The organism is Solibacillus sp. FSL H8-0538 (assembly GCF_038003525.1).
Taxonomy (GTDB): domain Bacteria; phylum Bacillota; class Bacilli; order Bacillales_A; family Planococcaceae; genus JBBOPI01.
On sequence record NZ_JBBOPI010000001.1, the window covers coordinates 2,845,001 to 2,867,737 of the forward strand.

General features: G+C 38.6%; 21 protein-coding genes (1 of these 21 running past the window's edge). 14 read left to right on the plus strand and 7 right to left on the minus strand.

The features are described 5' to 3' along the window. Both MHH87_RS13610 and MHH87_RS13615 read left to right on the plus strand, forming a co-directional pair. Positions 1-636, plus strand: partial view of an MgtC/SapB family protein gene (locus MHH87_RS13610; protein WP_340749802.1) — the 3' portion only. It extends 84 nt beyond the left edge of the window; 636 of the gene's 720 nt are visible here — the last part of the coding sequence; its start codon lies off the left edge, out of view; its stop codon occupies positions 634-636. Positions 637-651: 15 nt separating this feature from the next. Beyond that, positions 652-1,644, plus strand: coding sequence for a cation diffusion facilitator family transporter (locus tag MHH87_RS13615; RefSeq protein ID WP_340749803.1), 993 nt, complete (start codon positions 652-654; stop codon positions 1,642-1,644). Positions 1,645-1,881: 237 nt separating this feature from the next. Here the strand turns inward: MHH87_RS13615 and MHH87_RS13620 are convergent, their stop codons facing one another. From MHH87_RS13620 to yugI, 3 genes are all read right to left on the minus strand, one after another. Next, positions 1,882-3,048, minus strand: a complete 1,167-nt coding sequence (locus tag MHH87_RS13620) for an iron-containing alcohol dehydrogenase (protein ID WP_340749804.1) — start codon at positions 3,046-3,048, stop codon at positions 1,882-1,884. A gap of 669 nt (positions 3,049-3,717) precedes the next feature. Next, complete coding sequence (locus MHH87_RS13625) at positions 3,718-4,962, minus strand: Glu/Leu/Phe/Val family dehydrogenase (protein WP_340749805.1); 1,245 nt, start codon at positions 4,960-4,962, stop codon at positions 3,718-3,720. Between the two features lie 395 nt (positions 4,963-5,357). Next, positions 5,358-5,732, minus strand: coding sequence for a S1 domain-containing post-transcriptional regulator GSP13 (yugI, locus tag MHH87_RS13630; protein WP_340749806.1), 375 nt, complete (start codon positions 5,730-5,732; stop codon positions 5,358-5,360). Between the two features lie 346 nt (positions 5,733-6,078). Between yugI and MHH87_RS13635 the strand changes: the two genes are divergently transcribed. Both MHH87_RS13635 and MHH87_RS13640 read left to right on the plus strand, forming a co-directional pair. Continuing rightward, the gene (locus tag MHH87_RS13635; RefSeq protein ID WP_340749807.1) at positions 6,079-7,404 is read left to right on the plus strand and encodes a sodium-dependent transporter; all 1,326 of its coding nucleotides are present in this window, start codon (positions 6,079-6,081) and stop codon (positions 7,402-7,404) included. A gap of 133 nt (positions 7,405-7,537) precedes the next feature. Beyond that, the gene (locus MHH87_RS13640; protein ID WP_340749808.1) at positions 7,538-7,741 is read left to right on the plus strand and encodes a helix-turn-helix domain-containing protein; all 204 of its coding nucleotides are present in this window, start codon (positions 7,538-7,540) and stop codon (positions 7,739-7,741) included. 486 nt (positions 7,742-8,227) lie between these two features. On the opposite strand, the gene MHH87_RS13645 is transcribed toward MHH87_RS13640, so the two are convergent. Next, the gene (locus MHH87_RS13645) at positions 8,228-8,488 is read right to left on the minus strand and encodes a DUF1871 family protein (RefSeq protein WP_340749809.1); all 261 of its coding nucleotides are present in this window, start codon (positions 8,486-8,488) and stop codon (positions 8,228-8,230) included. 82 nt (positions 8,489-8,570) lie between these two features. Here MHH87_RS13645 and MHH87_RS13650 point away from each other — a divergent pair, with 82 nt between their 5' ends. The 8 genes from MHH87_RS13650 (at position 8,571) to MHH87_RS13685 (ending at position 17,529) form a co-directional block, all read left to right on the plus strand. Then, positions 8,571-9,740, plus strand: coding sequence for a MalY/PatB family protein (locus tag MHH87_RS13650; RefSeq protein ID WP_340749810.1), 1,170 nt, complete (start codon positions 8,571-8,573; stop codon positions 9,738-9,740). A gap of 204 nt (positions 9,741-9,944) precedes the next feature. Further along, positions 9,945-11,507 (plus strand): sensor histidine kinase, encoded by a 1,563-nt coding sequence (locus tag MHH87_RS13655; RefSeq protein WP_340749811.1) that lies wholly within the window; start codon positions 9,945-9,947, stop codon positions 11,505-11,507. 3 nt (positions 11,508-11,510) lie between these two features. Further along, positions 11,511-12,179: a response regulator gene (locus MHH87_RS13660; RefSeq protein ID WP_340749812.1), complete on the plus strand. Its 669-nt coding sequence runs from the start codon at positions 11,511-11,513 to the stop codon at positions 12,177-12,179. Positions 12,180-12,364: 185 nt separating this feature from the next. Further along, positions 12,365-13,402, plus strand: coding sequence for a DctP family TRAP transporter solute-binding subunit (locus tag MHH87_RS13665; protein WP_340749813.1), 1,038 nt, complete (start codon positions 12,365-12,367; stop codon positions 13,400-13,402). 71 nt (positions 13,403-13,473) lie between these two features. Beyond that, positions 13,474-14,514 (plus strand): DctP family TRAP transporter solute-binding subunit, encoded by a 1,041-nt coding sequence (locus MHH87_RS13670; protein WP_340749814.1) that lies wholly within the window; start codon positions 13,474-13,476, stop codon positions 14,512-14,514. A gap of 71 nt (positions 14,515-14,585) precedes the next feature. Then, positions 14,586-15,083, plus strand: coding sequence for a TRAP transporter small permease (locus MHH87_RS13675; protein WP_340749815.1), 498 nt, complete (start codon positions 14,586-14,588; stop codon positions 15,081-15,083). Continuing rightward, positions 15,064-16,335 carry a TRAP transporter large permease gene (locus MHH87_RS13680; protein WP_445683096.1) on the plus strand — a complete coding sequence of 424 codons (1,272 nt, stop codon included), beginning with the start codon at positions 15,064-15,066 and terminating at the stop codon, positions 16,333-16,335. Before MHH87_RS13675 ends, MHH87_RS13680 begins: the two co-directional genes overlap by 20 nt. Positions 16,336-16,344: 9 nt before the next feature. Next, the gene (locus MHH87_RS13685; RefSeq protein ID WP_340749818.1) at positions 16,345-17,529 is read left to right on the plus strand and encodes an MFS transporter; all 1,185 of its coding nucleotides are present in this window, start codon (positions 16,345-16,347) and stop codon (positions 17,527-17,529) included. A 164-nt stretch (positions 17,530-17,693) separates the two neighbouring features. On the opposite strand, the gene MHH87_RS13690 is transcribed toward MHH87_RS13685, so the two are convergent. Both MHH87_RS13690 and MHH87_RS13695 read right to left on the minus strand, forming a co-directional pair. After that, positions 17,694-17,921, minus strand: a complete 228-nt coding sequence (locus tag MHH87_RS13690) for a hypothetical protein (protein ID WP_340749819.1) — start codon at positions 17,919-17,921, stop codon at positions 17,694-17,696. Between the two features lie 22 nt (positions 17,922-17,943). After that, positions 17,944-18,531 carry a peptidylprolyl isomerase gene (locus tag MHH87_RS13695; RefSeq protein WP_340749820.1) on the minus strand — a complete coding sequence of 196 codons (588 nt, stop codon included), beginning with the start codon at positions 18,529-18,531 and terminating at the stop codon, positions 17,944-17,946. A 199-nt stretch (positions 18,532-18,730) separates the two neighbouring features. Here MHH87_RS13695 and MHH87_RS13700 point away from each other — a divergent pair, with 199 nt between their 5' ends. Together MHH87_RS13700 and MHH87_RS13705 are read left to right on the plus strand one after the other, a co-directional pair. Next, a complete protein-coding gene (locus MHH87_RS13700) occupies positions 18,731-19,948 on the plus strand; it encodes an MFS transporter (protein ID WP_340749821.1) in 1,218 nt (405 codons plus the stop codon). A gap of 69 nt (positions 19,949-20,017) precedes the next feature. Further along, positions 20,018-21,868 carry a transglycosylase domain-containing protein gene (locus tag MHH87_RS13705; protein ID WP_340749822.1) on the plus strand — a complete coding sequence of 617 codons (1,851 nt, stop codon included), beginning with the start codon at positions 20,018-20,020 and terminating at the stop codon, positions 21,866-21,868. A 187-nt stretch (positions 21,869-22,055) separates the two neighbouring features. Here the strand turns inward: MHH87_RS13705 and MHH87_RS13710 are convergent, their stop codons facing one another. Continuing rightward, complete coding sequence (locus MHH87_RS13710) at positions 22,056-22,619, minus strand: DUF5366 family protein (RefSeq protein WP_340749823.1); 564 nt, start codon at positions 22,617-22,619, stop codon at positions 22,056-22,058. Between the last annotated feature and the right edge of the window lie 118 nt (positions 22,620-22,737).

The following is a 22,737-nucleotide window of genomic DNA, read 5'->3' on the forward strand; positions in this document are numbered from 1 at the left end:
ATTGAGAGGGAACTTAAAAAGAAGCCGGTTGGGTTGAAAACAAGTTTAGTGATTGCTACATTCAGTTGTCTGCTGACAATTATTTCGATTGAAACGGCTTATTCTACACCCGCGCGTAATGATATTAATATTACAATGGATCCGCTTCGTCTAGCTGCACAGGTTGTAAGCGGGATTGGTTTTCTAGGTGCCGGTGTTATTTTACGAAAAGGAAATGATAGCATTACGGGTTTGACGACAGCCGCTATGATATGGGGAGCTGCTGGTATCGGTATTGCTGTTGGAGCAGGTTTTTATTTTCAAGCATTTGTTACAGTTGTAATTGTCGTGATTGGTATCGAGCTCTTGGCTCCGTTCCTATTAAAAATCGGACCTAGACGCTTACGCATGCGCGAAGTTTCACTTAAGATTCTGATTAGTGAGGTTTCACATATTGAGACACTTATTACTTATATGAAGGAACATGATATGATGGTTGAAAATATTCGCATAAAGGATATTCCATATCATACTAAAGATTTCCACGAGGTAGATATTCGCTTTTCTACCTATAGAAACAATAATACCGTGTCACTTTATAATACACTCCACACATTAACTTATATCGAACGAATCGAAATAGAATACTTAGCATAACGGAGGCGTTTTTTTATGAAAGAAATTTTCTCTTTATTAAAAGGGGGGAATAAACCTTCTTTATTAGCAGCATTTGTAAACACATTTTTAGGCATCATTAAAGGTGTTGCATTTTTCTTAACAGGGAATGTTGCAATGTTTGCGGAAATGATGCATTCACTCGGTGATGCGGCAAACCAATTTTTCGTTTTTATCGGCTCCGCCTTATCCAAAAAAGCACCAACACCACAGTTTCCTAACGGCTACGGGCGAGTTGTTAACCTTGTCTGTTTAGGTGCTGTGTTAATCGTTGGTATTTTGTCTTACGAAACGATTAAAGAAGGTTGGCATCATTTTGTACATCCCGCTACTGAATCAACAGGCATGTGGATTGCACTGGGAGTTCTAGCGCTCGGAACCATTTTAGAGGGTGCCGTACTTCATAAAGCTGCAAAAGAAGTGTTGCACGAAGTTGGCGTTGACAGCAAAGGATTTTTAGCAGTATTTCAATCTGCTACCTATTTAAAACGAGCAAAACCTGCCACAAAGCTCGTTTGGATGGAGGATTTAGTCGCAACAAGCGGGAATGTCCTAGCATTTGTTGCGATATTAATCGCTCACTTTACAGGTTGGTACCGCTTAGAAGGACTCGTATCCATAGTTATTGGACTAATGATGTTTTATGTAGTGGGTCGTGTGTTCCTTGATAATGCGCGGGGAGCAATCGGCGAAACTGATGAGGAAATGCTCGTTCATATCGGAACACTCGTTATGCAAGACCCAAATGTAGATGATATTGCTCGGTTAGAAGTAGTGAAGGAAGGCGAATTTTTACATGTGGAATTGATTGCCGAAACAGACCCCAATTTATCATTAGCGTATCTTGATGATGTACGCGATCATTTATCAGAGATGTTATTAAGTCAAAAGGGCGTAACAAAAGTAACCATCGCTTTTGATGAAGATGACGGGACACTTGATTGGAAACATATTGTATCGAAAGAACCCAACGAAAAAGGAATGATTTAAGAACAAAAGCGCTAAAGCGCCTGCTTAGCCCGGACAAGCTGCTTGCGAGTCCGAAGTGAAGGCGCGCTCTTTGCCTTCGCCCGAGGGATCGAAGCGACCTCGAAGGACTGGCGCTTTAGCCTAGACGTTGCATTTACTTATTTGATTGTTAACCACATGGCGAAATTTTATAATTTCCTTAACAAGAACAAAAGCGGGACAGTTCCAATTTAATTTGAGAACTGCCCCGTTTCTTATTTATAATGACATTTCTAAAATTTCGCGTACATCGCTCGCTTGTAGTTTGGCAAAGTTTCCGAAGGGGCCGTTTATCATCGCATGCTCGACAATTTTATCAAACTGATTGTCGTCAATATTATAATCCGCTAACCGACTCGGCGCACCTAATGAAGACCAGAATGAACTTAGACGGTCAATTCCAGCAAGTGCCACTTCCTCAGTCGTTTTCCCTTCCGTACTAACTCCAAATACACGCGTAGCCATTTGAGCAAAGCGCTCAGGATTCACATGTAAATTATGACGCATCCAGTTCGGGAATAAAATCGCTAATCCCCCTGCATGCGGAATGTCATATACCGCTGATATGGCATGTTCAATATTATGAGATCCCCAATCTCCTCGGGAACCCATTGATAAAAAGTTATTTAACCCAACTGTACCCGCAAGTAAAATTGTCTCACGCAGCTCGTAATTTTCTAAATCCTCTATTAACTTTGGCGCTATATTAACGACCGTTCTTAACACACCTTCTGTCATTTCATCGGTAATCGGTGTATTTGTTGCGTTATTAAAATATTGTTCGAAGCAATGCGACATGATATCGACCATGCCGTAAACTGTGTGGTTTTTAGGCACCGAAAATGTATAGGTCGGATCCAATATAGAGAACTTAGGGAATGTATATGGTGCACTACCCCAACCAAATTTCTCTTCCGTTTCCTCATTTGTAATAACCGAACCTGCATTCATCTCAGAGCCTGTTGCCGCTAAAGTTAATACAACTCCGAACGGCAATGCGTCATTAGCAGGGGCCTTACGAATGACCAAATCCCATGCATCTGCATTACTTTTTGCGCCAGCCGCGATTAACTTCACGCAATCAATAACTGAACCACCACCTACCGCTAAAATAAAATCGATATCCTCGCTCTTACAGATTTCTATACCTTTACGAGCCGTTTCAACGCGTGGGTTTGGTTCGACGCCAGCCAGTTCAAATACTGTTACATTAAGTTTTCCAAGTGCCGCCGTTACTTCATCATATATCCCATTGCTTTTAATGCTACCCCCACCATAAACGACGAGCACTCTGTTACCATAAGTAGGTAATTCTTTACCCAACTCTTGTAAAGCACCTTTCCCGAAATGTAACTTTACCGGATTGTAAAAAGAAAATGTATTCATTTATTTATCCTCCTTTTTATGTACGAACAAAAGCGCCTGATTATTAGCCCTGACAAACTACTTGCGAGTCCTCTGGCGAAAGCACTATTACCTAGAAGTTACTTTTACTTATTTATATGTTCTCCACAAGGCAACATTTTCTAATTTCCTTAACTATTAGAAAGGCACACTTCACCCCCAAAAAGGGTGAGACAATTTCCTGAATTATTTAGTTAAGTAAATAATGAAACTTTACTTAGCCATTTTCTCATATGTATATCCATTTATGGAAGTAAGGTGCTTCAAACAGTACTAAATACAATGTTATTCATATTGTAAGGACAATACTAATAATTTTGTAATTGTATTAGTAGAGAATTAGAAAGACTCCTCTCGTCCCGAAATACGGTAAGATGATGAAACTTATACGATCTTATCCACGAACAAAAGCGCTAAAGCGCCTGCTTAGCCCCGACAGCTGCTTTCGAGCCCGAAGTGAAGGCGCTCTCTTTGCCTTCGCCCGAGGGACCGAAGCGACCTCGAGGGGATGGCGCTTTAGCCTAGACGTTGCATTTACTTTTTTAAAAATTGTCCACATGGCGAAATTTTATAATTTCCTTAACAACAAAAAAATCCTCATTCAAGTTTTTCTACTTGAATGAGGATTTCATTATTTAGCTATTGTAATACTTATACCCATCCACGGAAGCGAGATGCTTCAGCAGTACGGCGCACACCAACCATATATGCTGCTAAGCGCATATCGATGTTACGGTTTGTTGCAGTTGTATAAACGTTTTCAAATGCTGTAACCATTTTTGCATATAATTTTTCGCGTACTTCTTCTTCAGTCCAGTAGTAGCCTTGGTTGTTTTGTACCCACTCAAAGTAAGATACTGTTACACCACCAGCAGATGCTAATACGTCTGGCACTAAAAGGATGCCGCGTTCAGTTAAGATTTTTGTGGCTTCAGTAGTAGTTGGGCCGTTAGCTGCTTCTACTACGATGCTTGCTTTAATATTATGAGCATTTTCAGCAGTAATTTGGTTTTCAATTGCAGCCGGTACTAAAATATCGCAATCTAATTCTAGTAGTTCTTGATTCGAAATTGTGTTTTCGAATAATGTTGTTACCGTACCGAATGAATCACGACGGTCTAATAAGTAATCAATATCTAAACCGTTTGGATCATGAAGTGCGCCGTGTGCATCAGAAATACCGATAACTTTCGCACCTAAATCACTCATGAATTTTGCTAAGAAGCTACCTGCGTTACCGAAACCTTGGATAACAATACGAGCGCCTTTAATATCAAGATTACGTTTTTTTGCTGCTTCTTCAATAACAATTGTTACACCTTCTGCCGTTGCACGGTCACGACCTTGTGAACCACCCAGAACAAGAGGTTTACCTGTGATAAAGCCTGGTGAGTTAAACTCATCCATACGGCTATATTCATCCATCATCCATGCCATAATTTGCGCGTTCGTGAATACGTCTGGTGCTGGAATATCTTTTGTAGGACCTACGAATTGTTTAATCGCACGTACATAGCCACGGCTTAAACGTTCTAATTCACCCATAGACATTTCACGTGGGTCACATATAACCCCACCTTTACCACCGCCGTACGGAAGATCTACGATACCACATTTAAGTGTCATCCACATAGAAAGCGCTTTCACTTCCTCTTCACTTACCATTGGGTGGAAACGTACCCCACCTTTAGTAGGTCCAACTGCATCATTATGTTGTGCACGGTACCCAGTGAATACTTTCGTTGAGCCGTCATCCATTTTTACAGGGATACGTACAGAAAGCATACGAATAGGTTCTTTTAATAACTCGAACATTGCTTCGTCATAACCAAGTTTGCTTAAAGCATCTTCGATTACTACTTGAGTTGATGTAAACAGGTTTAAATTTTCAGCCATTTTAATTTCGCCTCTTTAAAGTTTAATGTGTGATGTTATATCGCAAACATTGTATCACACTTCTTCTAAACTTTGTCTATTATTTTGTCACATTTTGAACACTTTTAACGTTTTTTTTACATAACCAGGTTTAGAGACCTTATATTTTATTAAAAAAAGAGGCGTTTAGCGAATTTAAGTCCTATTAGCGTGAAAGTCTTCAGAACTAAAAGTATTTTTGAATTACAAATTTTCGCCTTGCCATGTAAACCTCTTTATTAGAAAGACACAACTCCCCAAAAATAGGGCGAGTTGATGTCCTTCCTTTTGTGAATGCGAAAGTTAAGCTTTGTTATCCACCAAAATAAAATACGAGAAACGTTCTTCAAAAATAGACGAGCGTTCACCGCTTATTTTTACTGGCCAGATTGTTCAATCCACTCTTGGAGTTTATCTTTTAATAATTGGAAGCCGTCCGCATCTACTTCATTTACGCGGTCCTGGAGTGATTTACGTGGCAGGACTTCTTTTTTTCTTTGAGGAGGTGCTTCTTGTAAAATACGGATGGATAGGCTAATCTTTTTCGATGTTTCATCGACTTCAAGTACTTTCACCGTAATTTCATCGCCAACTTTTAAAAACTCACCAACATCCTTTACAAAACCATATGTTATTTCAGAAATATGAACGAGACCTTGCGTTTGTTCATCTAAAGCAACAAAAGCTCCGTAAGGTTGGATTCCAGTTACTTTGCCAGTTAGCACGTCACCTACTTCATATTTTTTGGCCATAACTTTGTTCCTACCTTCTATTCTTTATATACGAAAATGTCATGTTAAATTATAACATATGGTAACAATCGGAACAAAGAATCCCCTTAACCTAGCAAATTGGTTCAATATTACAGACAGCACTCTCTTGATTAAGGGATTTTTGTAAGTATATTTTATTTGCTGTGGCCTTATTATACGAGCAAATTCTTATACAAAAGAGCAGTGAATTATAGTTAGATATATCCTTCTGTACCTGTTTTCAAGCTATATTTCAAATTTTTTTACAATTGCTTAAAATATTTTGTTTATCGCATTAAAATATTGTAGAATAGTTACTTGTTATACATTTTAAGGAGGTAGTATTTTGTCATCTAGAGATCATTTCACATCTAGGATTGGTTTTATCCTCGCTGCTGCTGGTAGTGCAATTGGACTGGGCGCTATTTGGAAATTCCCTTATATGGCCGGGACAAATGGTGGTAGTGTATTCATCTTACTATTCATTTTATGTACGATTTTTATAGGACTCCCTATTTTAATATCAGAGTTTATGATTGGAAGACGTGGACAGAGGGACCCAATTAATTCATTCAAGGAGCAGGCACCAGGAAAGCCTTGGTATACGGTTGGATGGATTGGATTAATCGCGGCAGGTCTTATTTTGTCGTTTTATAGTGTTGTGGGTGGCTGGATTTTAAGTTATTTATTCCGTGCTCTAACCTTTAGTTTAACAGGGAAGGGCTTAAATTTCGCCTTGTTATTTAATGATTTAATTACTAATCCGTGGGAAGCTATCTTTGCTCAAGGGACTTTTATGCTACTAACATTACTTATTGTTCAGGCAGGCATTAAAGGTGGTATAGAAGTTGCTAGTAAATGGATGATGCCATTACTTTTCATTTTCTTCATTTTGTTATTTATACGTTCTATTACGTTAGATGGTGCTGTTGAAGGCATTAAGTTTATGTTCATACCAGATTGGTCGTACTTTAATGTAGATACGTTAGTGTTAGCACTTGGACAAGCATTCTTTTCATTAAGCTTAGGTGTTTGTGCCATGATTACGTACGCTTCATATTTAGCAAAATCAGAAAAGATCGTTAATTCTGCAGTGAATGTGGCAGCGATGAATATTATTATTTCCCTTTTAGCGGGACTTGTCATCTTCCCTGCTGTTTTCGCGCTTGATTATTCACCGGAACAAGGACCTGGACTAGTTTTCATTATGATCCCAGCTGTGTTTGAACAATTGCCAATGGGCAGTATATTATTAATTGTTTTCTTCATTTTGTTATTATTCGCTACTGTAACATCTTCGATTGCACTGCTTGAAGTTGTTGTGGCTATTGGAATTGGGAACAAAACGCAAACACGAAAAAAAGCAACATGGATTTTTGCCATTATTATTTTTGTAATTGGGATTCCAAGTGCTTTATCATTTGGCTTACTATCGGATCTAAAGATTTTAGATAAATCGATTTTTGATTTCGTTGATTATTTAACGAGTGGTATTTTATTGCCGATTGGTGCACTGATGATTTCATTATTTGCAGGCTTCCACTATTCAAAAAAAATCTCACGCGAAGAAATGCAGTCATCTCCCTTTATTTACTGGACATGGCTCATCATCGTTCGCTTTATTGCACCAATTGCCATTTTAGTCATTTTATTAAATAGCGTATTAGGCTAAGAGAAGAGCATTTATCATCTGGATAAATGCTCTTTTTAATTTGATTTTTAGACAAGAAAACTTCATTTACTCTATGCGCTTTTCATATATATATTAAAATTACTAACAAATTTGGAGAGGAAGTGCTCGAAACTTGAATATACAATTTCACGAACAACTAAAAATTTTACGTCAAGAACGCAATTTGTCGCTTGAAGAGTTGTCTAAAAAAACTCAAGTAGGCGTTGATAAACTTGCTTCTTATGAGAAGGGTGAACTCACTCCTTCCATTCAAACAATTTTAAAGTTATCAACGGTTTTAGAAGTGCCAGCATCAAATTTAATGGACGGCCTATAAGCATTAGAAAAAAGGCAAATCACAATAAAACGTGATCTGCCTCTTTTCTATTGGTCCTGAGAAATTCATTGTAGTTTTTCGAGTGCATTACTAATAAGGCGAGGGTTCACGCTACTGTTGTTTTTAGCTAACCCCACCGTGCTAAAGGACAACGTGATGGTGATCGTGGAGGCGATGTCGCATTGGGCTCGCATGTTTGCCCTCCTCCTGTGCAAGGATCAGCTCCAGTAAGTTTTCACTAGTATTGTTTCCTTTCATAAAAACAAAAATGTTGTTTAACATAGCCAAAAATAAATCACTCATATCCAATTATCCCACATTATTTGCTGAGACATAATTTTCTAACGGGATTTGTCTCAATTGGTGAGATTGAGCTACAACTTATTTGAAATTAAGCGTCAATGACACTTATTTACAGTTAAGTCGTATATTCAAATCATCTATTTTCGTATTTCTTTAAAAAAAAAAGCCGTTAATAAAATAAATTTAAATAATACACTTCGCCTCAAACTTTATCGCAATCAGTTTATACGCGATTGTCACACAGTTTTCAAACGGAATCCATTGTTCAAACGAATGCTCATATACTGTTTGAATAACTTTAGCGAGTTCTGTAGGATCATCTATACCTTGTAATGCAGCAACGACATCCGCTGTTTCTGTATCATAGCTGTTTACTCCTAGATTGAAAGGATCCCATGCTGCTAACATATGTACCGACTTTTGGTTCATTTCCACATTTTCCATTTTTCCTCACCTGACTACTCATAATGTTATTTCGTATGATAACATATTACGTAGAATATCAAAAAGAAAAGAGTGATTTTGTATGTCTATTTTTAATGAAACCGTTAGTCGAAGAAAATCTCAATCTTTTAAATGGGATCAAATGGAGAAGATTTATAACATTCCAGATGCGTCTGATATTTTACCTATGTGGGTAGCTGACATGGATTTTGCTGCACCAAAAGAAGTTATTGAGGCAATTGAAAAACGTCTCCAGCATCCCGTGTTTGGTTATTCTTATGTATGCGATGGCTGTAAGGATGCGATTGTTCAGTGGTTTGAACGCCGTTACAACTGGACGATTGATCTTCAAAGCATTTTATTCCATCACGGGGTTGTTCCCGCAATTGCGAGCATTATCGAAACGTTTACAGCACCGGGAGATAAGGTTGCGATTTCTACTCCAGTTTACCCACCCTTCTTTAATATTCCAACTGCACAGGGCCGTGTTGTTGAAGCTTGCGATTTAGTTGAAAAGAACGGAAGCTATGTATTTGATTTTGCCGCGCTGGAGGAAACGTTTAAACGCGGTGTGAGAATGTATATTTTATGTAACCCACATAATCCAGCTGGGGTAGTTTGGAGTCGGGAGGATTTAGAACAGCTCGTTTCGCTATGTATTCAGTATGAAGTTTACTTACTATCGGATGAAATTCATGCAGATATAATATTTGATAATAAAAAATACGTACCTATTTTAACAGTGAAGGATGCAGAGAAGGCGAAAATAATTAGTTGTATTGCACCAACAAAAACCTTTAACTTAGCTGGGATTCAAGCAGCAATGATGGTCGTGCCAAATAGTAAACTACTCGCACAACTTGAGCTTAATGCACAAGCACACGGGCAAATGGCGCTGAACGCATTTGCCTCTGCTGCTGTACAAGCCGCGTATAGTCACGGCGAGGCTTGGTTAGATAAGCTGATTTCATACTTATCAATTAATATGGCTTATGTTTTGAAGGAATTAAATGCACTTGAAGGGATTTCAGTGACGCAGCCGGACGGAACATATTTATTATGGATCGATTATCGACAAACTGGCTTGTCGGAGAATGATATAATGGAGCGCCTTTTAACGAAGGGCAAGCTAGCACTTGAACCTGGAACAAAATACGGACAAGCAGGTGAGGGCTTTTTACGCATGAACGTTGCCTGTTCCCTTGCCACTGTCCAAGAAGGGGTAAGTCGCTTTAAACAAGCACTTGCATGATTGAAAATGGGGTTTCCATGTAAAATTGGACTACTCCTTTTTTATTACTTCATAACACAAAAAACATAAACCAATAAAAAAATAGATACTTTACTCATATATGTTAATATAATACTTATTAAGACTTTTCAATTGGAGTTACCTTATTTAATACAGTCTTTCAAAAGAGGTGTTAAATCTCGCTCACAACGGGTGAAGCTAATTATGAAAAATGTATCACTACGATTAAAAATGTTCATTTTCTCCTTTGTCATCGTGTTGTTTTCGATTATGACAAGTGGAGTGATGATGATTCACAATATTTCTGGTGCGTTCGAGAAGGAATTCGGGGCACGCGCAATTGCCATTGCACGAACTGTCGCTCAACTTTCTGATATCCAGAAAACAGTTGGCACAAACAAAGGTTTTGAGGTTATCCAACCAATTGCAGAGCGTATCAGACTGGCTACAGATGTCGACTACATCGTTATTTTCGATACTGACGGCGTTCGCTATTCCCATCCTTCCCAATCGAAGGTCGGAACCCTTTTTGAAGGCACCGATCAAAATGAAGCATTATCCCAACACGAATATATCTCAAAGGGGCAGGGTGTACAGGGGTTTTCAATTCGGGCTTTTGTACCGATTTTAAATGTTGAAGGAACAAAGCAAGTAGGCGTCATTAATGTAGGGATTCTATCTCCGAAATGGCATTTGCTTTTTAAATACTACCGTTCGGATATATTAATTTCATTGTTTTGGGGTATTTTAATTGGGCTTATTGGCTCTGTATTAATTGCGAATCATTTGAAACGTCAAACACTTAATTTAGAACCTTATGAGATTGCTCGAATTGTACAAGAACGTTCCAGTATAATGCAGGCGATGGATATTGGGATCTTGGCAACAGATGCACATGGCAATGTTACGTTTATTAACCGACTGGCAAGGCAGTATACACACTTCTTCGGTAATACAACAAGACTAACTGAGTTATTTGATCAAACGTGGCTAGCAGACGATCAGCTTGAAACACATGACAATTATCGACCTCTACTCATGTATGATCAAATGTTTTTAGTCCGTACCTTCCCGATGAGTATTAATGATCGCAATGCTGGTTATTTAATTATGATGACAGACCGTAAAGAAGCGCATATGCTTGCCGAAGAACTGACAGGCATTCGAACGCTTGTTGATTCGCTTCGTGCTCAGCATCACGAGTATATGAACAGGTTACATAGTATTGCAGGGCTTATTCAGCTCAATCGTAACGAAGACGCGCTTAGCTTAATTATTGATGAAATTTCTGATGAGGAAGAATTGACGCAAAACCTGCGTGATAAAATACATGACTACTCCATTCAAGGGTTATTACTCGGGAAATATTCACGGGCAAAGGAACTTGGGATTTCACTGATGATTGATGATGAGTCTTATTTAGATGAGTATATGACAGGGTTTTCAAGTGGGGATATGGTAACGATTATCGGCAATCTACTAGATAATTCGATGGAGGCGTGTCTGCAAAAGGAAATACAAGATGTTAGTCTACTTATCCAAGGCACGAAGCATTCGCTCATGATTGAAGTACAAGATAGTGGACACGGCATTATAGGACCAGCCCAACGTATTTTTGAATATGGTTATAGTACAAAAAAAAGAGAGGGGCATGGCATTGGCTTAGCATTAGTGAAGCAACTTGTCGACTCCAACAAAGGCACTGTACATGTAAAATCTGAAGTCGATATTGGCACAACAATAACAATTAAAGCGGGGATGAACTAAACGATGACGAATTTATCGGTATTTATCGTAGAAGACGATCCAATGGTACTTGAAGTAAATAAAGGGTTCTTAAACCAAATGACTGGCTTTCAACTCGTTGGAGAAGCTTCTTCCGGCAAAGAGGCACTGCAGCAAATTTATCTTCTTCAACCAAACTTAATTTTACTCGATATGTTTTTACCAGATATGACCGGAATGGATTTATTTTTAAAATTACGAAGCGATCGTATTCCAGCAGATATAATTTTGATTACTGCCGCACGTGATGCTCCTACCGTACGAGAAGCAATTCGCCTTGGTGCAGTCGATTATTTAATTAAACCTTTCCGTTTCGAACGCTTCCAAAAAGCACTTCAGGGATACTACCGTACATCTAAAAACACGCCTATTTCTAGCACCCTCAAACAGGAAGATGTTGATCAGTGGCTTGGGCATACGGAAGATGGGATTAGCTTACCAAAAGGACTAAATGACATGACGATGAAACAAATAATCGAGGGGCTTATTGCCGCAAATGCTGCCATTACCTCCGAGCTCCTTGCACAAAATGTCGGAATGGCACGCGTAACCGTCCGAAAATATTTAGCTTTTTTAGCAAATAAAGGAAAAGTACATATTGATTTAAAATATGGCACAGTTGGACGCCCAACGAAATATTACTCTCTAAGATAATGCTATTAAACGCTTGTAAACACTATGTTTACAGGCGTTTTCTTTGTTTTACAACAGATAAAACCGAATAATTTTTGTAATATATCACAAATACCATAATGTTCATTAACACCATAATATTGTTATTTTTTATCTATAGTTTACAATTCAACTAGTTGCAACGGTCATGTGAGGAGATGATTTTAATGAAACAGTTATTCGGAATTATTGCATTTGGTTTTCTACTTTTTATTCCGCTTATACTCGTCTCCTGTCAATCTTCCACGCAGTACCCTGTCGATTATGAGCAATTAAGTGAAGACCAACGCATCGTTATTCGTTTCTCGCACGTCGTCGGGGAAGATACGCCAAAAGGAATGGCAGCCCGCAAATTTGCCCAACTTGTCAAAGAACGCAGTGAAGGCTACATCGAAGTACAAGTATTTTCCAATGGCACCCTATATAAAGACGGTGAAGAAATGAATGCACTCCAGCGTGGTGACATTCAACTAATTGCACCAGCAACATCAAAACTTACAAATTTAATTCCTGAGTTTGCTATTTACGATTTGCCCTACGCCTTCCGAAATTACGAGGAAGTGCACGCTTATGCAAATGGTGAAGTTGGGCTAACACTAACAGAAAAATTAAACGAACATAATTTAATTTCTGTCGGTATTTGGGATAGTGGGTTTAAGCAGTTAAGTAATAGCATCCGCCCTATTTCACATTATAGTGATCTGCGCGGCTTGCGTATGCGCATTATGCCGAGTGATGTTATCGAACAGCAATTTGTAACGGTTGGGGCTAACCCGAAACGGATTGACTTTAACACCGTTTTCAACCAGCTCCAAGAAGGCAATGTTGATGGGCAGGAAAATACATTGTCCAATATTACTAGTAAAAAACTACACTCCTTGCAGAGCTATTTAACGATTAGTAATCATGGCTATTTAGGTTATTTTCTATTATTTAATCTCGAATTTTGGAACAAGTTACCCAAAGATGTACAAACACTTTTAACTGATACGCTTCAGGACGTACAACAATGGCAATGGCAATTTGCCGAAGAAATGAATGAAGAAAAGCTTCAAGATATCGAGAACTGTTCGTGTATCGACGTCAACTACTTATCCGAGGAAGATATTACAGAATGGGAAAAAGCGTACATACCCGTTTACGATTACTATCGTAAAAATTATTCAGATAAATATGTAAACGCTTTACCAAAATTCTCGAACTAACTTTGGTTATTAAGAAAGCGCCTATGCACTTTCTTTTAACAATAAAAACACAATCTATAGGGGGATAAATCATGAAAAAATGGCTATTAGTGTCAATTATAAGTGTATTCGCACTTGTTTTGACAGCATGTGGTGGCAACGATGACAAAGCGTCTTCAGCTTCTGGTGGTAGTGAGTACACGGCTGAGAAACCACTTGTAATTAAATTTTCTCACGTAACATCAATTGAATCAGTTAAGGGGAAAGCGGCTGAGCAATTTGCGAAGTTAGTTAGTGAGAAAACAGAAGGTAAAGTAAAAGTTGAAGTTTACCCTTCTTCTCAATTATACGGAGACAATGACGAGCTCGATGCGTTAATGTCTGGAAACGTTCATATGATCGCTCCATCTGTAACAAAAATGGTAAAGCTTGACCCACGTTGGCAATTCGTAGACATGCCTTTCTTATTTGAAAACCAAGAGCATGTACACGCATTCTTTAACTCAGATTTAGCAAAAGATTTAATGAACTCTGATCAATTAGCAGCAAATGATATTAAAGGTTTAGTATTCTGGGAAAACGGTTTCAAACACTTCTCTAATAATAAACATCCTTTAGTAACAATCGAAGACTATAAAGGTCTTAAATTCCGTGCACAAGCTGGTAAAGTACTAGAAGCACAATTCCATGCTTTAAACGCTGGATCTGCAACAATTGCATTTGGTGAAACATACGCTGCCCTTCAACAAGGTACAGTAGACGGACAAGAAAATACTTATAACAACTTTGATACACAAAAATATCAAGAAGTTCAAAAATACTTCTCTAATACTGCTCATGGTCGTCTTGACTATGCCATCTTCGTAAATAAAACTTTCTGGGAAAAAATCCCTGCTGATTTATTAGCACAAGTAGAAGCAGCATTAGAAGAATCAACTACTCTTGCGTGGGAGCTTGCTGGTGAAGAAAATGAAAAATCATTCGAAAACATCAAAAACTCTGGCACTGTAGAAGTTTATGAAATGTCTCAAGAAGAGCGCGATGCATTAAAAGCGGCATTACAACCAGTGTACGATGAGTTCGGCGAAGTAATCACAGCTGAATTAATCGATGGCATTAATGCACTTAAATAATTACCCGGAGTGTCGGCCACGTGCCGGCACTCCCTCTTTTCCAAGAATAAACTCATAAAGGAGTGTACACGATGAAAATGTTAAAGAAGGCATGGGCATTCATTGAAGAAGTAGCTGCTGGCTCGTTTTTTACTGTTGGGATTGCCTTAATTTTCTACGGTGTTGTCATGCGTTACGTATTCAATGAACCAAAAGCATGGGTAGAGGAAGTCGCACGTTATACAATTATTTGGGGTGTTTTCTTAGGCTTCAGTTTAGCACTTCGTCATAACCAACATATACAAGTAGATATTTTATACGATAAATTAAAGCCAAAAATGAAACGTGTACTAGATATCGTAGCAACATTAATTAGTATTGCTTTTTGTGGCATTTATACATACTACGGTTACATTTTAGTAGAAACGCGTTTCAATTCTGGTATGGTATCTTTAGACGTTGGTATTCCGATGTGGATCATATATTTAATCTTACCAATTTCAGGTGTACTGTTCTTACTACGCTTCGTTGAGCGATTAGTACATATCCTAATCGGAAAGGATGAAAACTATGCTAATCCTCTTAATTAGTTTCTTTGTTTTAGTATTTTTACGTGTGCCTGTTGCAATCAGTTTAGCAATGGCGACAATCTTTGTATTATTCCAAGCAGACTTTAATATGGACATGATGCCTCAGCGTATGTTTACAGCGCTTGATTCATTCCCAATGATGGCCATTCCAGGGTTCGTACTTGCGGGGATTTTAATGGCTCGTGGTGGGATTTCTAAATATCTAATTGAAGCCCTGCGCTCTTGGGTAGGTCATTTACCTGGTGGATTAGCGGTAGTTACTATTTTAGCTTGTGCGATCTTTGCTGCCATTTCAGGTTCTTCTCCTGCAACGGCTGCTGCAATCGGTTCAATCATGATTCCAGCGATGCTTGCTGCTGGCTATGAAAAGCGTTATTCTATGGGTCTAGTAGCTGCTGGTGGTACATTAGGAATTTTAATTCCCCCAAGTATTCCGTTAATCATTTATGGGATTACTTCTGAGGAATCAATCGGGGAATTATTTATGGCCGGGGTTATTCCTGGCCTTGCTTTAACAGGACTTTTAATTGTTATGGCCATCATTTATGCGAAACGTAACGGCTTTAAAGGCGATGTACCTGCTTCAATGGCAGAGCGTGGTAAAAAATCACTAAAAGCAATTTGGGGCGGTTTCTTACCAATCTTAATTTTAGGTAGTATTTACTCTGGTGCAGTAACGCCAACTGAATCAGCTGTTATTGCGGTTGTTTATGGTTTAATCGTATCCATCTTTATTTATCGTGAACTAAAGTGGGCAGATGTGCGTCCGATTATCGTAGAATCGATTAATATTACAGCGATGATTTTCTTAATTATCGGAGCGGCTTCTTTATTCGGGCTCTATTTAACAAATGCACAAGTACCTCACCTAGTTGGACAATGGATTTCTGATAGTGATCTGAACAAATGGCTGTTCATGTTCATTATTAACGTACTCTTCTTCATCATGGGGATGTTCTTAGAGGCAGTATCAATCATTTTAATTACACTGCCAATCTTATTACCAATCCTTGCACACTTTGATATTAACTTAATTCACTTCGCAATCATTATGACAATCAATATGGAGCTTGGTATGATTACGCCTCCTGTTGGTCTGAACTTATTCGTAGTAAGTGGTATTGCTAAAGAAAAGCTTGGGGAAGTTGTAAAAGGGGTAATCCCATTTATCGTCATTATGATTCTTTTCTTAGCGGTTGTTGTGTTCATTCCACAGCTATCACTTTGGCTACCTGAAATCATGAAAAAGTAGGGATTGCCTATGACAAAGGGATACACAATTAGGGATCGCCAATTTTGGGTTATTGTGCTGAGCTTAGGTCTTGCATCGATGTTTATATTTGCTGCAATGTATTCGCTTCAGCCCCTCATCCCCTTGTTTACAAGTGAATTCAATATTTCAATCTCTTCTGCAAGCTTGTCGATGTCACTAACCACCGTCTCGCTGATTGCAGGGTTAATTGTACTTGGATTTTTTTCTGATCGAAATGGACGTGTTTTATTTATTAAACTCTCCATTTTTCTTTCATTAATACTATTTTTACTCATTCCTTACACCGATTCATTTTTCATCATACTAATTTTACGATTCATACAAGGGTTTACATTAGCAGGGGTGCCTGCTGCGGCAATTGCTTACATTGGGGAAGAAATTGATAGTCAGTATAGCGCACTTGCGACTTCGCTCTATATTTCATGCAATGCTTTAGGCGGAATGATTGGGCGCATCGTTACTGCCTATGTGTCTGAACAGTATTCATGGCAGCTTGCGTTCATCTTGTTATGTATTTTTGGTACTGTTATTTTGATAATTGTATTATTCGCCTTACCAAAGTCACGAAATTTTGTGCGTAGCGAGCGCCTGCTACGTGAGGATTTTAAAAGTTTTTTATTTCATTTAAAAAATCCTAAACTACTCTTATTATTTGGACTCGGAATCATTTTACAAGTTTCATTCACAGGGGTGTGGACATATATTCCGTTCTATTTAATTAATCCTCCCTTTTCCCTGACGCTCGATTCGATTTCGCTCTTATATTTTGCATACGGGATTGGTATTCTTGGCGCCCCCATTGCAAGCTGGCTATCTAATCACCTAGGAGTCGCAAAGGTTAGAGCCATTGCAATCTTTATTATGATTGCGGGCATTTTAGCTACACTGAGCACGTCACTTGGGGTCGTCATTTTTGGCTTATGTATTTTATGCTTTGGCTTCTTTACGTCGCATTCCTTAGCTGCCGCTACAGTTAGTCGTACGGCAACACATCAAAAAGGAAGTGCCTCAAGCCTATACTTAGTTTCCTATTATCTCGGTGTTGCCTGTGGAAGCACGCTCTTAAGTTCGCTTTGGAGCACCGAAAGTTGGCTAGTGCTCGCTAGTTTTACCGCAAGCTTACCATTACTGTATTTGATTTTTTTAACTTATCAATTTAAAAAGGTGAATTGAACATTCTTAGAAGTGAGCTTTACTTCTAAGGATGTTTTTTTACGTTTGAAAGACACATCTCGCCCCAAAGAAGGGAGAGATGATGTCCTTACTTATGTGATTGAAAAAGTGATATTTTCTTATCCACAAAAAAAACCAGCCTCCTAAAGAGACTGGGCGAAAATCTAATCTTGTAATTCCTTTGCTAAACGAGCATCGCGTTCTCTAATGACGCGTACTTCTAATTCTTTCGTTTGCTCTGCTTGGCGTTTCGCAATACGACGAATCCATTTAAATGTCGCAAAAACAATAAATATTAAAATGGCAAATTCAATAGCGGCAGGAATATAGCCTGATTTATCTTCAGGGAAATACATAAAACCACCAGAAAAATTCATTAAAAATTGATTCATCTACTCACACTTCCTTTAAATATTATTCAAAAACTGTGATCGATTCAATTTTAACATCTTCTTTAGGTTTATCGCGCATATCTTTAGCAACGTTCGCAATATTGTCAACAATGTCCATACCTTCAACAACTTGTCCAAATACAGTATGTTTGTGATCTAACCAAGGAGTACCACCATTTTCAGCATATGCTTTAATTACTTCTTCTGGGTATCCAGCTTTCTCCATTTGACGGATCATGTCAGGTGAAATGTTTTTCATTTGCACGATAAAGAACTGAGAACCGTTTGTGCCTGGACCTGCATTCGCCATTGAAAGTGCGCCGCGTAAGTTAAATAAATCTGAATGGAACTCATCTTCGAAAGAACTACCCCAAATTGATTCGCCGCCCATACCTGTACCAGTTGGGTCGCCACCTTGGATCATGAAATCAGTAATTACACGGTGGAAAATAATACCATCATAATAACCTGATTTTGCGTGACCTAAAAAGTTCTCAACTGTTTTAGGAGCCTGCTCAGGGAAAAGCTTGATTTTAACTGAACCCATTGTTGTGTTCATTTCAACTAATACTTCACCAGGATTTAATTCTGTCGTTAACTGTGGAAACATATTTGTCTCTCCTTTTGTTCAATAAGTGGATTTTTGAGGGTATATATACTTAGATTAAGTCGTTTCTATACCTCGTAACAGTGTACCATATGATGACTATTATCTGCTAATCACACATGCCAATACTTTCTTCGAATACCGAAATAAGTTATACTAGACGGATGTAATTTTTAATACTACTTGGAAGAATGTGATTTTTTTGCAAAACAAACGACATAACTTTTTCATCATTTTGGTCGCAAATTTTATTGTTGCTGCATCCGCAACAATGATAATGCCTTTCTTATCATTATATATTGATACACTTGGCGATTTCTCAGAAATATTTGTACAAAAATGGGCAGGCTTAATTTTTGCCGCGACATTTATTACAGCCTTTCTTATGTCACCGATTTGGGGGCGCATAGCAGATAAGCATGGCTTTAAACCGATTATGATTATTAACTGCTTCGGTATTGCAACGAGTATTTTCTTAATGGGCTATGTGCAAACCGTGGAGCAGTTTTTCGTATTGCGCCTATTGATGGGGGTTGTTACAGGTTTTATTCCAACATCGATTGCCTTCATTAGTAAGCATACACCAAAGGAAATTGCTGGGAAGACACTTGGTACGTTACAAATGGGCAGCGTCGGGGGGTCTCTTTTTGGACCGGTTATTGGTGGTGCGTTAGCTGATGCAGTTGGTTTTCAATATACGTTTATTTGTACAGCTATTGCCATTGCCATTGCCGCCATTATTATTATAATCGGTATTCATGAACCTAAAATTATTCAAAAGAAAAAAAGCGCTGTCTATTCACGCAAGAATGTTATTTGGGCGATTTTCCATCATCGCCTTATTTTGAACGTCATGCTTGTGACCAGTTTAATTCAAATTGGGAACTTTAGCATTCAGCCGCTGCTGTCATTATATGTTTCACATTTAACGACGTCTCAGGAAGTCGCTTTGCTCGCAGGTATTACCTTTAGTGCAGCAGGTCTAGGTAATATTGCATTTGCGCGCTTTTGGGGCAGGCTTAGTGACAATATCGGCTACGAAAAGGTATTGACCTATTTACTGCTTAGCTGCGTGATTTTTATTATTCCGCAAGCATTCGTCACCGATTTATGGCAGCTAATCATTTTACGCTTCATTTTCGGCATTGTATCAGGCGGGTTAATTCCAGTTACGTCGGCCCTCATCCGACGTGAGGCAGCAATTGAAGTACAGGGGGAAATTATGGGCTACAACCAAAGCTTCCGATTCTTTGGTAATATTATCGGACCTGTACTCGGCGGTATTGTTAGCGGCTACGGTGGCATCCATTCTGTTTTCTATACAACGGGCTTGCTTTTTTTAATTGCTTTTATCGTTGTCTATTTCATTCGGAAATTACCGAAACAATATATGGATGATGTATTGAGGGAACACGTGTAAACAAAGCTATCTGTTCATGTGTGTTTGTGATAATCTTTCATCATGAAGTGTTTTTTTGGAGGAATATAAATGAAACAAATCGTAGGCTACCTACTGATTATATGTTGTGTTCCGGTGTTGCTCTATTTTGGCAATGAACTTTGGAATGAAGTCGCAACAGTCAAGAAATATGAACAGAAAATTGAACAATCAATTGTACTTCCAGAGGTTCAAGCTCAGCTACCGGTTACACTCATTGACTCAGCGGGTGAAGTATTTAGTGAAGAGTATGTTGAATGGGCACAGCCACTGCCGATCAACAAAATACCGAAGCTTGTTAAGGAGTTATTTTTACTAAGTGAGGATGAAGATTTTTATTCGCATATCGGCTTTGATGTAAGTGCAATCGGGCGTGCAGTCGTAGCTAATTCCTCCGAGCAATCGATTCAGCAAGGTGGTAGTACAATTACTCAGCAGCTCGTGCGTATGCGTTACCTCTCTGAAGAGAAAACATACGAACGTAAGTTAATGGAGTTATTTTATGCCTATGAACTAGAAAAAAAATATGAGAAAGAAACGATTTTAGAAATGTACTTGAATGAAATCTATTTCAGCAATCAAGTGTATGGCATCGCTGGGGCTGCAAGTTATTATTTTAATAAAGAGCTTACTAGTTTAACATTGGCGCAAACTGCCTTTATTGCAGCCATTCCAAACAACCCGTCGTTATATGATCCACTTAATAACTTTGACAATACAAAAAAACGGCAGGAACGCTTAATTGATAAACTAGCTGAACATGAAGTCATTTCGCTTGCAGAGGCAGAGACACATAAAGCTGAAGCAATTACGCTGTCAATTAAAAATAAAATACAAAAATACCCGACCTATAGTACTTATGTGTTACAAGAAATGAAATGGTTAGTGGCAGCTCAGGACGGCTTTGACGAACAACTAGCAAATGCCCAAACAGAAGAGGAAAAAAAACAATTGCAGAGCACATTACAAGATAAAATCAATCAATTATTGCAAACTGGAATTATTGTTTACACAGCGTTAGATGCCCAAAAGCAAGAACAGGATGAGGAGCAGATTAATTCGCTTTTAACCGTAAATGATCTGCAAGCAAGTGCGACTGTTATTAATAATACAACCCGAGAAATTGTGAGCTTATACGGGGGGAAAAATTACGAGAAATTCGATTTACATCGCGCATTCCAAACACCACGGCAGCCTGGTTCTTCATTTAAGCCTTTAGCTGTTTACGCACCTTTTTTTGAAACGACGACAAATACAGCGAATTCGACTGTCAGCGGTGGCCATTACTGTGTTGGCAACTTCTGCCCGCAAAACTATGGTGGGGGCGTTTATGGTAACGTCTCGATTTCAACAGCGTTTAAATATAGCTACAATACAAGTGCGCTTCGTCTATACGACACAGTTGGCAACGACACGGCATTCAGCTATTTAGACCGCTTTACTTTCCGTTCGCTTGTAGAAGGTGATCGTACATATGCTGCTGCACTTGGAGGACTCACATACGGTGTCACTACACTAGAAATGACGGATGCCTATTCAAGTTTTATTGATGGCATGTATACACCAGCTCATAGCATTCGGAAAATAACAGATTTAGCTGGTAATACACTATATAGCTGGCCCACTGAGCGGGAGGAAATGTGGTCCCCTTCGACCGTGAAAACGATGCGTTCCTTATTAAATGATGTTGTTCGTAGCGGCACTGGGGCTGGATTATATAGCAGTTCTTCATATATTGGTGCGAAAACGGGAACAACGAATGATTATAAAGATTTCTGGTTAGCTGGATTAACCGATGACTATACCGCTGCCGTTTGGGTTGGTTATGATAAACCGCGCTCGATGCAATCGCTTGAAAGGGCACGTATTCACTTCTCCATCTTCAATGCGATTATGAATTAACTGTGTATTCACGCCCGTTTGCACTCGGGCAAGCAGCTTGCGAGCCCGTAGCGAAAGTTTACGCTCCACCACTTTCGCCCGAGGGAAGACCTCGAGCGTGTGGCGAGAATGCCTAGATGTTACTAAAAAATTTCACCTTCTTATCCACAAAAAAAGGTTTGAGCCCCCTAGCTCAAACCTTTTTTTGTTATTTAGCGAATGGTAAACTCGCTAAAATACCGTTATACAATTTAAAGATCGCGTAGATGACTAGCGTTAACAACATTGACCACATTAAAATTTCAAAGAATATTAATCCAATCATGCCACTAAAAGACATGAAATGACTCATTTTATACACGATATAAATGAAATAGATAAATACCGTTGCTATAAGAATAACTACAAGCACGATAATCGACTGAATCCCCATCACCGACGCAAAAGCACCAAAGAAGAAAATCACATAGCCACCGCGCGCTACACTAATCGTCTCCCCTGCCTTGTCTTTAGAAAAAAACAACATACCTAGTTCGTGGATTGTTTCTCCAATTAATTTTAGTGCAGAAAATAACATAAAAAAGCATAGCGCAAAGACAATTAGTAAGACAAAGCGTAGTTCAATATCTGATAAAAACTCGCGCATTCCACCATAGACACCAATCGCCCGAAACAACTCGAGCGATTCCGTTACAGCAAAAATCCCGAATGTTAAACTAAATAATACAATTGTGAAAAGTGGTAAATAACCATATAAATATGGATTTTTCATAAACTTTTTTTACTCCAAACATTTTATTTCCTACATATTTATAATAGCTAAATTGTATCATCGGTTGCAATAGTAGAAATGCATACATAGGTATGCATTCAAATTAAATATAAGGTAT